General features: G+C 63.4%; 10 protein-coding genes. 8 read left to right on the top strand and 2 right to left on the bottom strand.

Annotated elements, in window-relative coordinates; translation table 11 throughout:
• The first annotated feature begins 55 nt into the window (after window positions 1-55).
• From I6E74_RS03510 to I6E74_RS03495, 4 genes are all read left to right on the top strand, one after another.
• Window positions 56-4,825, top strand: a complete 4,770-nt coding sequence (locus I6E74_RS03510; RefSeq protein ID WP_197123026.1) for an ATP-dependent helicase — start codon at window positions 56-58, stop codon at window positions 4,823-4,825.
• The gene (locus I6E74_RS03505) at window positions 4,818-5,678 is read left to right on the top strand and encodes a DNA-formamidopyrimidine glycosylase family protein (RefSeq protein WP_197123025.1); all 861 of its coding nucleotides are present in this window, start codon (window positions 4,818-4,820) and stop codon (window positions 5,676-5,678) included. Before I6E74_RS03510 ends, I6E74_RS03505 begins: the two co-directional genes overlap by 8 nt.
• Before the next feature lie 131 nt (window positions 5,679-5,809).
• Window positions 5,810-6,475, top strand: a complete 666-nt coding sequence (locus I6E74_RS03500) for a hypothetical protein (RefSeq protein ID WP_197123024.1) — start codon at window positions 5,810-5,812, stop codon at window positions 6,473-6,475.
• A complete protein-coding gene (locus I6E74_RS03495) occupies window positions 6,472-6,870 on the top strand; it encodes a (deoxy)nucleoside triphosphate pyrophosphohydrolase (RefSeq protein ID WP_197123023.1) in 399 nt (132 codons plus the stop codon). Before I6E74_RS03500 ends, I6E74_RS03495 begins: the two co-directional genes overlap by 4 nt.
• A gap of 279 nt (window positions 6,871-7,149) precedes the next feature.
• Here the strand turns inward: I6E74_RS03495 and I6E74_RS03490 are convergent, their stop codons facing one another.
• Together I6E74_RS03490 and I6E74_RS03485 are read right to left on the bottom strand one after the other, a co-directional pair.
• Window positions 7,150-7,788 carry a hypothetical protein gene (locus tag I6E74_RS03490; protein WP_197123022.1) on the bottom strand — a complete coding sequence of 213 codons (639 nt, stop codon included), beginning with the start codon at window positions 7,786-7,788 and terminating at the stop codon, window positions 7,150-7,152.
• 116 nt (window positions 7,789-7,904) lie between these two features.
• A complete protein-coding gene (locus tag I6E74_RS03485) occupies window positions 7,905-9,065 on the bottom strand; it encodes a DNA cytosine methyltransferase (protein WP_197123021.1) in 1,161 nt (386 codons plus the stop codon).
• A gap of 156 nt (window positions 9,066-9,221) precedes the next feature.
• Here I6E74_RS03485 and I6E74_RS03480 point away from each other — a divergent pair, with 156 nt between their 5' ends.
• The 4 genes from I6E74_RS03480 to I6E74_RS03465 all read left to right on the top strand — a co-directional run bounded on the left by I6E74_RS03480 (window position 9,222) and on the right by I6E74_RS03465 (window position 14,466).
• Window positions 9,222-10,421, top strand: coding sequence for a hypothetical protein (locus I6E74_RS03480; protein ID WP_197123020.1), 1,200 nt, complete (start codon window positions 9,222-9,224; stop codon window positions 10,419-10,421).
• The gene (locus I6E74_RS03475; protein ID WP_197123018.1) at window positions 10,418-11,257 is read left to right on the top strand and encodes a DUF3883 domain-containing protein; all 840 of its coding nucleotides are present in this window, start codon (window positions 10,418-10,420) and stop codon (window positions 11,255-11,257) included. The genes I6E74_RS03480 and I6E74_RS03475 overlap by 4 nt, the downstream gene beginning before the upstream one ends.
• A gap of 48 nt (window positions 11,258-11,305) precedes the next feature.
• The gene (locus I6E74_RS03470) at window positions 11,306-13,498 is read left to right on the top strand and encodes a RecQ family ATP-dependent DNA helicase (protein WP_197123016.1); all 2,193 of its coding nucleotides are present in this window, start codon (window positions 11,306-11,308) and stop codon (window positions 13,496-13,498) included.
• A 122-nt stretch (window positions 13,499-13,620) separates the two neighbouring features.
• A complete protein-coding gene (locus I6E74_RS03465; protein WP_197123014.1) occupies window positions 13,621-14,466 on the top strand; it encodes a hypothetical protein in 846 nt (281 codons plus the stop codon).
• Window positions 14,467-14,516 lie beyond the last annotated feature (50 nt).

Here is a 14,516-nt window from a genome sequence, read left to right as displayed (position 1 = left end):
ACGCCCACGGCGAAATCCGTAGGGCACTGTCAGGGGTTGCGACGAAGATAGAACAATGAGCGACGTGCTCGGCAAATTTTCGCCCGCCACCCGAGAGTGGTTCCAGGGCGCGTTCGATGCTGCCACCCCGGCGCAACTCGGTGCGTGGGATGCAATCTCTACCGGGGCGCATGCACTTGTCGTTGCCCCCACCGGTTCGGGCAAGACGCTCGCAGCTTTCCTGTGGGCGATCGACCAACTCGCGTCGAGCCCTCCCCCGGCCAACCCCAAGCAGCGCACGCGAGTGCTCTACATTTCCCCGCTCAAGGCGCTCGGCGTCGACGTCGAGCGCAACCTTCGTGCTCCCCTCGTCGGCGTCACCCAAACCGCTCGGCGGCTCGGGCTTGGCGAGACCGACATCACCGTGGGCGTGCGATCGGGAGACACGACCCAGCAAGACCGGCGTCTGCTTGCCCGACTGCCTCCCGACATCCTGATCACGACTCCTGAGTCGCTGTATCTGATGCTCACTTCGGCGGCCCGCGAGACCCTCAAGAACGTCGACACCGTCATCATCGACGAGGTGCACGCCGTCGCCGCCACCAAACGTGGCGCGCACTTGGCGTTATCGCTCGAACGGTTGGATGCTCTGCTCGCGAAACCCGTGCAGCGCATCGGGCTCTCCGCCACCGTGCGACCGATCGAAGAAGTTGCGCGGTTCTTGGGCGGCCGCTCCCCCGTGACGATCGTGCATCCGCCGTCGACCAAGACGTTCGAGTTGAGCGTTGTCGTTCCCGTGCCCGACATGACGATTCCCGGCACCGTGGCATCGGCACGCGGCACAGCCAGCGGCGGCGACGGCAGTGACGATGAAGCAACGCCCGAATCGGCGGCATCCCTGTGGCCGCACGTCGAAGAGCGCATTGTGGACGCGATTCTCGAGCACCGCTCCACCATCGTGTTCGCGAACTCCCGGCGCCTCGCCGAGCGGCTGACGGCACGCCTCAACGAGATCTACGACGAGCGGATGAACGACGGCAGCGTCGACGGCGACGAAGCCCGCGCCCGCAGCCAAGCCAGTGCGGATGCCACGGCCTACGCCGCCCCGCAACAACCGTGGAAGCCACCCTCCGAGATGATGGCGCAGAGCGGCTCCACGATGGGCGCCGCCCCGTTGCTCGCTCGCGCGCACCACGGCTCCGTGAGCAAAGACCAGCGCGCGATCATCGAAGACGACCTCAAGACCGGCGTGCTGCGCTGTGTTGTCGCAACCAGCTCGCTCGAACTCGGCATCGACATGGGCGCCGTCGACCTCGTCATTCAGGTCGAGTCGCCGCCGTCGGTCGCGAGCGGGCTTCAACGCATTGGGCGAGCCGGGCATCAGGTGGGAGAAATCTCCAAAGGCATGCTTTTCCCGAAGCACCGCACCGACCTCATCCACACCTCTGTTGCTGTTGAGCGGATGCGCAGCGGGCAGATCGAAGCTCTCTCGGTGCCGACGAACCCGCTCGATGTGCTCGCGCAGCAGACCGTCGCCGCGGTTGCTCTCGACGAGATCGACATCGAGGACTGGTTCGACACCGTGCGCCGCAGCGCGCCGTTCTCGACCCTGCCTCGAAGCGCCTTCGATGCGACCCTCGACCTGCTGAGCGGTCTCTACCCGAGCGACGAATTCTCTGAGCTGCGGCCGCGCGTGGTGTGGGATCGGGTTGCCGGCACCATCAGCGGCCGCCCCGGCTCGCAACGCTTGGCCGTCACCTCGGGCGGCACCATCCCCGACCGCGGCCTCTTCGGCGTGTTCATGATCGGCGGCGAAGCAGGAGCTCCCGGCCGTCGAGTGGGCGAACTCGACGAAGAGATGGTTTACGAATCGCGTGTCGGCGACGTCTTCGCGCTCGGCACCACCAGCTGGCGCATCGAAGACATCACCCACGATCAAGTGCTCGTCTCCCCCGCCTTCGGGCAGCCCGGCCGCGTGCCGTTCTGGAAGGGCGATGGCCTCGGCCGCCCGGCAGAATTGGGCGAAGCGATCGGGGCGTTCACGAAAGAAATTGCTACGGCATCCGCTGACGATGCGCGCGCTCGGGCCGAATCGATCGGGCTCGACGAGCATGCCGTGAGCAACCTGCTCGCCCTCGTCACCGAGCAGAAGGCGGCGACGGGGCACGTTCCGAGCGACACGACTCTCGTCGTCGAGCGGTTCCGCGATGAGCTGGGCGACTGGCGCGTGATCCTGCATTCCCCGTACGGCATGCCCGTGCACGCGCCCTGGGCGTTGGCGATTACGGCGCGCATCCGCGAACAGCTGGGGGTGGATGGCGCAGCCATGGCCGGTGACGATGGCATCGTCGTGCGCATCCCCGACACCGATGCCGCCCCGCCCGGTGCCGACCTCTTTGTGTTCGACGCTGAAGAGCTCGAACAGATTGTCACGGAAGAAGTGGGTGGTTCAGCCCTCTTTGCCGCGCGCTTTCGGGAATGCGCCGCCCGAGCCCTGCTGCTGCCGCGCCGCGACCCCGGCAAGCGTTCGCCGCTGTGGCAACAACGCCAACGCGCTTCGCAGTTGCTGGATGTCGCGCGCAAGTACCCGAGCTTTCCGATCGTGCTCGAGACGGTGCGCGAAGTGCTGCAAGACGTGTACGACCTGCCGGCGCTCACGGCGCTGACGAAGCGCATCGCCAGCCGTGGCATCCGCGTGATGGAGACCGAAACGGATGTGCCGTCGCCGTTCGCGCGCAGCCTGCTGTTCGGCTATATGGCCGCTTTTGTCTACGAGGGTGATTCGCCGTTGGCTGAGCGTCGGGCCGCTGCGCTCTCGCTTGACCCGGCGCTGCTCGCCGAGCTGTTGGGGCGCGCTGAGCTGCGCGAACTGCTCGACCCCGGCGTTATTGAACAGACCGAGAACGAGTTGCAGCGACTCGAGCCCGACCGTCATGCCCGGAATGCAGAAGGGCTCGTCGATCTGTTGCGCGTGCTCGGCCCGCAGTCCGTCGCCGAGATCGAGGCGCGCTCGCTCGTCACCGGCGCCGCCCTCACGACCGACCTCACCGGGCTGGCGAAAGCCAACCGCGTGCTCGAAGTGACCATCGCGGGCGAACGCCGCTGGGCCGTCATCGAAGATTCCGCTCGCCTGCGCGATGCCCTCGGGGTGCCGCTGCCGATCGGTGTTCCGGCCGCCTTCATCGAACCCGTTGACGATCCCGTCGGCGACCTCGTGAGTCGTTACGCCCGCACCCACGGTCCCTTCACACTGGCGGATGCCGCTGCCCGCTTCGGTCTCGGAACCGCCGTCGTGCAGGACACCCTGCGTCGCCTCGCGGCCGACCGTCGTGTCGTTGATGGCGAGTTTCGCCCCGGAGCGAGCGGCACCGAGTGGTGTTCCGTGGATGTGCTGCGTCGTCTGCGCAGCCGCTCCCTCGCGGCGCTCCGCCAAGAGGTGGAACCCGTTTCGCACGCGACGCTGGGACGGTTCCTGCCCGCCTGGCAACACGTCTCCGCTGCCGGTGACTCCCTGCGCGGCATTGATGGCCTGGCGCAGACCATCGACCAACTGGCCGGGTACTCAGCCCCAGCATCCGCATGGGAGAACTTTATTTTGAGTGCGCGGGTACGCGACTATTCGCCCGCCTGGCTCGACGAGCTGACGACCTCGGGCGAGGTGGTGTGGGCCGGGCACGGCGCGCTGGCCGGCAACGACGGCTGGATCAGTCTGCATCCTGCGGCGACAGCAGCGCTGACTTTGCCCGAGCCCGACCGCGATGGGCTGAGCGAACTGCAGCAGAGCATTCTCGCGGACCTGGCGGGCGGTGGCGCGTTCTTCTTCCGGCAGCTCTCGAATCAGGTCGGCAGCACTGATGACAAGGCGCTGCTCAAAGAGTTGTGGGATTTGGTGTGGCGATCGCTCATCACCAACGACAGTTTTGCGCCCTTGCGGGCGCATCTCGGAGGCACGGTGCGGGCCACTCGGGCGCCGCGTCCGGCACGGGCTCGGGCCTATCGCGGGCGCGTGTCGACGGTGGCACAGGCGGGGCCGCCGAGTGCGTCCGGGCGCTGGGCGCTGCTGGAAACCGCCGAAGGCGACACGACGGTTCGCGCCAAGTCGACCGCCGAATTGATGCTCGAACGGCACGCTGTCGTGACTCGCGGCGCTGTCGTGAGCGAGGGCATCCGCGGCGGCTTCGCCCTGACGTACCGGGTGCTGAGCGGCTTCGAAGAAACCGGCCGGGCACGCCGCGGCTACTTCATCGACGGTCTCGGCGCGGCCCAGTTCGCGACCGGCGCGACCGTGGACCGCCTTCGTGGTTTCACTCGGGATCCGGATGCTGCGCCCGAACTTCGCGCGATCACTCTCGCCGCGACTGACCCGGCGAACCCCTACGGGGCGGCGCTGGGGTGGCCCGGGATTGGTGGGGCGGATGCCGGTGAAGGCTCTGGCGGTACTGGCAGTTCTGGTGCAGGTGCTGGCTCGGCGACAGGTAGTCCCGCAGGGAGCGACTCGGACGCCCCCTCGTCGCCAGACGAAGGCTGGGCGACAGCCGCCAAATCCGCTGCGGATGCTCCCAAGAAGCATCGCCCGGGCCGCAAGGCCGGCGCCGTCGTGGTGATGGTCGATGGCCATCTGGCCCTGTATTTGGAGCGCGGCGGCAAGTCCCTCCTCGCCTTCGACCTCGAGCCCGCCGTCGTGGATGCCGCGACGCGTTCGCTCACGAGCACCCTCCGCGGAACCCTGCCCAAGCTGCGCATCGAGAAAGTGAATGGCGACTTCGCCGTCGGCACCCCGGTGGGCAAAGCCCTCGTGGAGGCTGGATTCGTCGCGACACCGCAGGGGTTGAGGCTTCGTGCCTGAGGGTGATTCCGTCTACAAGGCGGCCGCGAAGCTGCGGGCGGCACTCGACGGCCAGGTTCTCACGCGCACCGACTTTCGAGTGCCCGCCTTCGCAACCCTCGACCTCAGCGGCCAGACCGTCACGAGTGTCGTGCCGCGCGGCAAGCACCTGCTGATTCGGGTTGCGCCAGCCGCCGACTCCGTCGCTTCAGCAGCCTCGGGCGCAGTCACCGGCTCAGGCACAGGCGCAGCCGTCGAACCCGGCGGCGGCCTCACCATCCACAGCCACCTCAAGATGGAGGGCGTGTGGCAGATTTACGGCGCCGGGGAACGGTGGCGCAAGCCGTCCTACCTGGCTCGCGGGGTGCTGAGTACGGCAACGAAGACCGCGGTAGGTTTTGAACTGGGGCTGCTGGAGGTGGTGCCCACGGCATCCGAAGACAGCATCGTGGGGCACCTGGGCCCCGACCTGCTCGGCCCCGATTGGGATGCCGACCTCGCGTTAGCGAATCTGCTCTCAGACCCCGAGCGGCCAGTTGCGCTCGCACTGCTCGATCAGCGTAACCTCGCCGGCCTCGGCAACGTGTTCGCGAACGAGTTGAGCTTTCTGCGCGGCGTGCGCCCCCACACCCCCATCGGCGAGATCGCCGACCCGAAACGCCTCGTCGCGCTCGGCTACAAGGCGATCATGGTGAACAAGGACCGCCCGATCCGCAATCTCACGGGCCTGCCGCGCGGCAAGCCCCGCTACTGGGTGCACGGACGGCGCGGCGAACCGTGCCTGCGCTGCGGCACCCGCATCGAGTCGGATCAGCTCGGCACCGGCCCCACCGATACTCGCTACATGTGGTGGTGCCCGAGCTGCCAGAAGTAACTGGTGACTGCACGCGAACAGTAGTCTCGGTGATGATCGCGGGAACGCCCCTGCCCAAGCACTCGCGGCGATGACTGCCCGACGACCGCTGCCGCACACCGGCTCGAGTGAACACCGATGGAGGCCCTGCTGTGACTGAGGTTCTTGACCCCACCCCGCGTCCCTACAGTTTCGGGCGCGGTGTCGCGTTCGCGTTGCTCGCGATCCCGCTGGCGGCAGCAGTGACGACGGTGCTGGCGTCGCTAGGCTTCGGGTTCGCTCCAGCCTTCGCCGCGGTCGGGATGCTGGCCGTCTTCGCGCTCTTCACGTTCGGTTCCCGCCGCAAAACCATCAGCGGCGCCGGCTTCGCCCTGAGCGCTCTGATCGGCGCTATCGCCGTGACGCTCGGGTTCATCAGCGGATACCTCGCAGCCATCTACCGCTCCTTCATCTCGGTTGGCGACAAGGGCGGCCTGTTCGGCAGCGTCTTCGCGCGCCGCGTTGAACTCCAGCTCAGCAACAGCAATCTCGAGGTGCTGATCCCGGCGCTCCTCGTGATCGTGTTTTCAGTCATCCTGGTGGGGAGCGCGGCCCGCAATGCCTTGGCCGCTCGTCGCGAACCTGCCGACGTTCACACCGCTGATGCTTCGGATGGGTCGGGTGCTCCGGGTGCTCAGGCCGCCACTCCGGCAAACACTCCTGTCTCCCCCGCTCCGCGCAGCAGCCCAGGTATTCTGCTGAATGGCGAGCCGCTGGCGACTCAGCCGGAGAAGAAGAGTCTCTGGAATCGATCAGCCGTCACAAAGGATCAGTCGTGAAGAAGCAGATCAAAGTCGTCGGCGCGGTCATCGTGCGCGATGGTCTGATCCTGTGCGCCCAGCGCGGACCCGGCGGCGCCTTGCCCGGCATGTGGGAGTTCCCCGGCGGCAAGATCGAAGCTGGTGAGACTCCCCGCGATGCCCTCGCGCGCGAGATCACCGAAGAGCTTGAGTGCGAGGTGTCCGTGGGCGAGCTGATCACCACCACGACTCACGAGTACGACTTCGGAATCGTCATGCTGACCACGTTCTACTGCGAACTGCTCTCCGGCACACCGGTGCTGACCGAGCACGCGGAAGTTCGTTGGCTCGCACCTGCCGAGCTGAGCGCGCTCGACTGGGCACCTGCAGATATTCCTGCAGTTGAGTTGATTGAGAAGGCGGCGGGGTTCTAGTCCCAGTGCAAGAGCGCTCCATCAGCTGAGGCGACCCCTTCCATTCTTCGTGGCCCTCCAGCTGAGATGACTGCAAAAGAGCTGACGACCCCCACCCCAACTATGCTGGGGCGCCATCGAGAAGCTTTTCACGTAATGGTTCTCTAGTTGACAGAAGAGGTTTCGCGGATCAGTCGCCAACGTGAAACCGGCCGCCGCCCTATGACGATGCCGAGACTCGGCGGAAAGTCGAGACGCGCTGACGCCCCAGACGGGGCTTCATAGCTCGGGCGACAGCGACTAGGCGATCGAGAAAAAACCTACAACCTGTCCCAGCGCCAAGTACGCAATGGCCAGTAAATAAAGCATCGCGAATCCAGCAAGCACAACTGCAGTGAGTTCTGTGCCGAACGACAAAATTTTCGCGCTGCGTCCCTCATCCCGCGATCCTCGTTTATGCAGCCACTTGCGAAGCAGCTCGTTCCGCTGATCACCAAGACGCGCAATATCGATCCCTGCCCTAATCGTCCACAAAACGACAACAACCATGAACCAAACAAAAACTAACGCTGCCGCGAACCCAACCAGGGCTACCAAATCACCATTCGGGTTAGAAATTTGGGCACCTAACAAACCACCGATCAGCGAGCCCGAAACCAGTATCAGTACGCCAGCAGACCCTCTACCCATGAAGTTGAGCCACGACCAGAGAAGAGATTCGCGGGGGACCAGCGGCCTGTACGGCGCAGCGGCCCCGAGGGAGATAAGTGAAACGAATACATAACCAATCGACGGCAATGCCAGCACTAACAAGACCACGAGTCCGGGTGTTTTGAACTGCTCCCCGAAGACACCTCCGTACGCGACACCACCAAGAATTGCGGCCAACCCGACACACCCCGCTCCAACGAGCAGAGCCCAACTGCGTTTGCTATCCAAGATGAAGCTCCTTAGTGTCTCTAGGTCGACCCCGCCGTGCTCAAGCATGGATGTGGTCGTGAAGGCACTAACCATGGAGACCGTTGCTTACTCACCGATGGTTTCGCGCCAGGAATCTAGTTACTTACGAGGATTCTCGCCCGCGTGTCAGCCACTGGGCGTATGTACCCTAACTGTGTGAGTAGTGCCCGAGCTACGGCCTTGCCCAGCTCAAGCGGCACAGCGTTTCCAAGCTGTCGCTGAGTGTCAACTTTTCGATCTGGCACATCGAAATCGTCAGGAAAAGACATTAGCCGGAGAAGCTCGTTAACCCTGAGACGGCGAGCGCGCTGGTCGCCTTCAGGCGTTCGCATGTTCTCCCAATGAAACGGCCCGACGTACGGCCCCGGCTGCGCCTGCAAAGTAGAAGACGGCCGATTCGGATCAAGGCGGAGAAGGAACGTCCAATAGCGGCTCCGCCATTCGAATTCATCACGGCCTGCATTCCGGGCCGTGTGCCACAGGTAGTTTCCCCCCGGAGGGACTTCCGAGGCCAACTCGCCGTATCGGCCCGCTACGTACTCATCATTCGTCGCCGGACTTTCTAGACCTTCGAATGCCTGAGCTGCCGTGACGTGAGGAATGAGAGAGGTATCGAACACACGGGTGTGTTCGCTCCAGCCTGAGTGCGTCGGGCGAGGGAATTCGAACGCAAGTCCGTCCCTCCGGCCCACGACAAATACGCGGCGTCTGAGCTGAGGGACCCCATAGTCCGCTGCTAGAAGAACTTTCCATTGAGGGTTATAGCCTAGTTCCGTCATGCTCTTCAGCAGTCGATCGAACTGGGCTTTATGGGTCTTATAGGTGAGCCCCTGTACGTTCTCAAGGATGAAGCCTTCTGGCCTTGTGTCCTTGACAACTCGAACGTACTCATCGAGCAAAGACGCGTTCGGGTCACGACTCTCTCGCTTTTGTTCAAGCCAAAACCCTGACTTGCTGAACGGCGTACACGGAGGGCCGCCTACTACGAGGACGGGCTCGCCGCTCTTGAGGTTCGCCGCGCCGAGCAAGTCGGCTGAGTCGAGGGTTCTGATGTCGCCGTTGATTGAGTGCGTCCTCGGAAAATTCTTAGCAAGCGTCTCGAGAGCTGGCGAGTTGTAATCGGTAGCAACAGCGACATGCGCAAGCCTAGTGCCGGGGTCGCTAGGAACCAGAGGTTCAGCATCAGCGCGCTCGACCGCAAGGTCGAGGCCTCCTGCCCCAGAAAAAAGGCTCAGTACCGGAATGCCATCACTCAATTTCGTACACCTCAATAAACATTTCGTGGAAAAGCGCCCGGCAACGCCAAGTGGCAATATGGTCGAATAAAGTATCTCCCATATACATCCTCGCAACAGCGACCGACAATGACTCGTGTAAAGACGAGCTGCCCTGCCACGTTGAAGGAGAAGCCATTGAGTCTTGAAACGGACATAGCTGGGCGCTCGTATCCACGCGTATACAAAGTCAGCAGGCGAAGTGATCTACACGCTGCGATTCTCGAAGCAATCTCTGAGTCCGGTGGAAAAGTCTTATATTCCAGCGCGCCAACGCGAGCGCCGTTCTATTTCGGCATCCAGACGCTTCGAGGCGAACGCTTCGGTATCCTCGTTTACGCTTTCCGAATAGTAAACGGGAAAACAAAGAATCGCCCGGACGACGAAGTGCGTGGACAACTACGATTCGGATCAGAAGAGTCCTGGACCCAAGAACACCCGGTTGCTCGCGATGTCGCAGGTGTTGACATCACTCTCTTGCTTGGAATTCAGCCTGATGTGGGCCTTTTCATCGCGCTTGACCCTAACCTATGGGACCCCCTTCCTATGGGGATCTCCTTCTACGCGAAGCAATCGAACCTAGACGCTATGGGCGACTCAGGTTGGTCTGTCTGGGAGAAGGACAATAGAACAGGCAAGAAGCGTTCTGCCCGGTCTGAGAGCGGGCTAGAAACTCTAGTTGCATTTGAAAAATCCAGGTTGCTCGACTACGTCCGATTTGAGCGTTCAGCCACTGACTTGATGCTCGATACCGCACTAAGACATAGCGCCGCCGAGAAATACCAAGAGCCCAATTTTGCTCTCAACGTAGTAGGGGCGCACGAGCTGGAGGACCAGTTCCAACTCTCCAGTTCTCAAATAATGGAGATCATCGCTAGTCGCACTAGATTATCGGTTGCAGTACGGGGAGGGGTGGCGGAACACCATCTTCAATCTTTCTTCCAGTCAGCTGCCGAAGTCGAGCACGTCTCCAGCTTGGACATCGACGCCATGCATGATTTCGACGTGCTAATGAAATCAGGCGACACACTTCGCGTTGAATGCAAAAATGCGAGCCCGAATAAATACGCGGATGGAAGCTTCAAAGTCGAAGTGCAAAAAACTAGAGCTTCTAAAGGCAACCCATCCAGCAGGTTCTACCGGACCGACGCTTTCGACGTAGTGGCTGCTTGCTTGTACTCGGCCACGGGACAGTGGGTCTTCCGGTTCAACCTCACATCGAATCTCGCGCCACACAAGGATTTCCCCGAATGCATGGCGCCAATGCAGAAGGTTGACCATACTTGGGCAACTAGCATTGCTGACTTGAAGAATGCTCCTCCAGGGCGTCAAGAGTGAGTGACCTGACGGGAAAACCATGGACTAACGAAGAGGTCGAAGCCATAGTTTCCAAGTATATGGAAATGCTCAAAATGGACCTATCGGGCGAGGCCTTCGTCAAAGCTCACCAGAACGACGAACTCCGACAGCGCCTCCGCGGTCGATCCAACGCCTCCGTTGAGTACAAGCACCGGAACATCAGTGCCGTAATGGCCGAATTGGGTTGGCAATACTTGCGCGGTTATCGACCAGCCGCAAACCTGCAGCGGAGCCTACGCGACGAGGTTGAGCGAGTGCTGCGTCTAGATGGCAAGCTCGATACGCTCGCAGCCAAGGCGGCGTCAGCTCCGATCGACCTCTCGACCGCCACAGAGCCAAAGGTCGCCGCGCCGCCGGAAGCGGTGTTTGGCGAAGCGAAGTGGACGCCGAGGAAGATCGGTGTCAAACGCGACTACGTCTATCAGGATCAACGAAATCGACAACTAGGCCTCTCGGGCGAACTCGCTGCAGTGAAATTCGAGCAGCGCCGATTGACGACTCTCGGGCGGGCAGACCTTGCATCGAAGGTCGAGCACGTGGCAGTGACCGTCGGTGATGGTCTGGGATATGACGTTAAGTCCTTCGAAACTAATGGCGCAGATAGGCACATCGAAGTCAAAACCACTACGCATCCGGCGGAGACCGCTTTCTTCGTAAGCAGTAATGAAGTCGCGGCATCCGCGTACTTCTCGGATTCCTATTTCCTGTATCGCTTCTACAAGTTTTCTAGTTCCACAGGAATCTACGTATTGCCCGGATCTCTGGAAGACTCGTGCTTCCTCCGCCCACAGTCGTTCATCGCGTTACCCCGCTGAGAACCCGCGCGACAGCCGAAAGTCAGCACCCCCTGACACACTAGCCACGTGACAGATACCCGCACTGAGGCCCTGACCGTTCTTCGCACGCTTGTCGGCAATGAGACTGCCGATTTTCACGAGGGGCAGTTTGAGGCGATCGAGACGCTCGTTGATGGGCGCCGCCGGGCGCTCGTGGTGCAGCGCACCGGGTGGGGAAAGTCCGCCGTCTACTTCGTTTCCACGCTGCTCATGCGCCGGCGAGGTGCGGGCCCTACCGTGCTCGTGTCGCCACTGCTCGCGTTGATGCGTGACCAGATTGCCGCGGCATCCCGCGCCGGAGTTCGGGCCGTCGCCATCAACTCCACCAACCCCCACGAGTGGGCTGAGGTGCAGCAGCAGCTCGCCAACGATGAAGTCGATGTGCTGCTCGTCTCGCCCGAACGCCTCAACAACCCCAGCTTTCGCGACAACCAACTACCCGCCCTGATCAACCGCATCGGGATGCTCGTCGTCGACGAAGCGCACTGCATCAGCGACTGGGGCCACGACTTTCGCCCCGACTACCGCCGCCTGCGCGAACTCATCGCCACCATGCCCGCCGGCGTACCCGTGCTCGCCACCACCGCCACCGCCAACTCCCGCGTCGTCGCCGACATCGCCGCCCAACTCGAAGGTGGGGCAACCGACGGCACCGCTGGCGTCGAAAATCCCGTGGGCACCACAAGCGCAGCCACCGGCAGCAATAGCGCGGCAGGCACCGAAGTCGTCACCATCCGCGGACCGCTCGCGCGAGCATCCCTGCGCCTGGGCGTACTGAAATTGCCGGATGCCCGAGCCCGCCTCGGCTGGCTGCTGAGCCACCTCGCCGAACTGCCCGGCAGCGGAATCATCTACACGCTCACCGTTTCGGCCGCAGAAGACACCGCGCGACTGCTGCGCGACAGCGGCATGGAGGTGCGCGCCTACACCGGCAAAACCGACCCGCAAGAACGCGAAGAGTCCGAACAGGCGCTCAAGAACAACACCGTCAAAGCGCTCGTTGCCACCAGCGCCCTCGGCATGGGCTTCGACAAGCCCGACCTCGGCTTCGTCATCCACTTGGGTGCTCCTTCTTCTCCCGTGGCCTACTACCAACAGGTCGGGCGTGCCGGGCGTGCCACCGACAACGCCGACGTGCTGCTCATGCCCGGGCCCGAAGACCGCGACATCTGGGAATACTTCGCCACCTCATCCATGCCCGACCAGGCCAACGCCGAACTCGTGATCTCCGAGCTCGCTGCCGCCGCCGACTCTGGCGCCGGGCCCGTCTCCACCCCCGCTCTCGAAGCGCGCGTCAACCTGCGCCGCAGCCCCCTCGAACTCCTCCTCAAAGTGTTGGATGTCGACGGAGCCGTCGCCCGCGTGCAAGGCGGCTGGACCGCCACCGGCCAACCCTGGAGCTACGACGCCGAACGCTACGCCGGAGTCACCGCCGCCCGCCGCGCCGAACAACAGAACATGCTCGACTACGAACAGCTCCCCGCCGGCACCGAAGGCTGCCGCATGGAATTTCTGCAACGCGCCCTCGACGACGACACCGCTATCCCCTGCGGCCGCTGCGACAACTGCGCCGGCATCTGGTACCCCACCGACATCACCACGGATGCCACCAGCCGCGCCACCGCCACCCTCGACAAAGTCGGCGTACCCATTGAACCCCGCGCCCAATGGCCCACCGGAGCCGACAAAGTGGGCGTACCCGTGCGCGGACGCATCAACCCCGACCAACGCTCCCTCGAAGGCCGCGCCCTCGCGCGCCTCACCGACCTCGGCTGGGGCGGCACCCTGCGCACCCTCTTCGCCCCCGGCACCCCCGACGCACCGGCGAGCCCCGCGCTCGTTGCCGCCTGCGTCCGCGTACTTGCCGACTGGGGCTGGGATGAGCGCCCCGTCGCCGTCATCTCGATGCCGTCACGCCGCCGACCACAACTCGTGGCATCCGTCGCCGAAGCGCTCGCCAGCGCGGGCAAGCTCCCTTACCTCGGGTCGCTCTCGCTCACCGGTGATGGACCACAGGGCGAGACGGGCGGCAACAGCGCCTACCGGCTCGCGAGTGTGTGGCAACAGTTCGAATGGGCTGGCGACGAACTGCCCAACGGCCCCATCCTGCTCGTCGATGACCTCGTCGACTCGCGCTGGACACTCACGATCGCCGCGAAAGCGCTCCGCGACGCCGGGGCGGATGCCGTGCTTCCGTTCGCGCTCGCCCTGCGCGGATAATCCGGAACGGCTAACCCTCACTCGCCAGCAATCTCACACTCTCTCTGCCGCTTCACCGGCAAGAAAGCTACTCTGGTAACTCGAACAACGTAGCCGTTGCGGTGCGATCGGAGGTCGCGTTCATGTCAGGTCTCTCCACGAATCAGAGCCCCACCAAGCACGCGCGCTCGCTCGAACGCCACTCCGGCACCATGATCTCCGCCACGAACATCAACGGCGGCACTGTTCCCGGCGGCACCCTTCCCACCGACACCGTGCCCTACAACTTCGCCCTCGGAGCATTCCTCTCCCCGTTCGCGATTCCCCTCGCCCTCGCCGCTGCGATCCTTGTTGGCCTGCTGGGCTTCGGAATCGGAGCCATCTTCGGAGCGGTCGGGATGCTCACCGCCTTTCAACTTTTTGCCGTGGGCTCGCGCCAGACCGTTACCCGCGGGCGAGATTTTCTGTTCGCCCTCATCGTGGGATCGATCGCCACCGCTCTCGGAGCCGTCGCCGGACTGCTCTCCGGGCTCTTCAACACCTACATCTCTAACGGCGGCACGACCGGCATCATCGAGGACATCCTCACCGGGCGCACCGAGTTTCCTTTCCCCACGCAGGCCGAACAAATCGCCGTTCCTTTCATCGTCACCGCTGTTCTTGCCGTCCTCGTCGTGGTTATGTACGCCGCCAAAGCAGCTGCGGCGCACCGCGATAACCTCATGGCGAAAGCCAATGCTGCTGCAACCACCGCGACCAACCGCTTCGAAACGTCGCGCCAAGCCCTGTCGTCCTCCGCCGCCAACTCGGCTAATGCAGCCAACAAGTTCGCCAATCACGTCATGACCATCAATGCGTCATCCCCCGGCATCATCCTCAACGGCAAACCACTCGGCGAACAAGAAACCCCGACGGGGTTCGCGTCGCGGTTGAGCGATCTCGCCCGAAAAGCAATCACGGCGTGGTCGGGACTGCCAACACGAAGATAGGCATTCGATCGGAATCGCTAGACAGCCGGGGCGACGTCAACGTTCTCGCA

The sequence above is a fragment of the Salinibacterium sp. SWN139 genome (genome assembly GCF_015864625.1).
Classification (GTDB): Bacteria; Actinomycetota; Actinomycetes; order Actinomycetales; family Microbacteriaceae; genus Rhodoglobus.
The sequence above is the reverse complement of the archived record's forward strand: the minus strand, read 5'-3'. Positions and strand labels throughout refer to the sequence as shown.

Excerpts from the sequence above, each read along its gene's own strand:
- I6E74_RS03510 (WP_197123026.1), top strand. The coding sequence starts at position 56 with ATGAGCGACGTGCTCGGCAAATTTTCGCCCGCCACCCGAGAGTGGTTC.
- I6E74_RS03465 (WP_197123014.1), top strand. The coding sequence starts at position 13,621 with ATGTCAGGTCTCTCCACGAATCAGAGCCCCACCAAGCACGCGCGCTCG.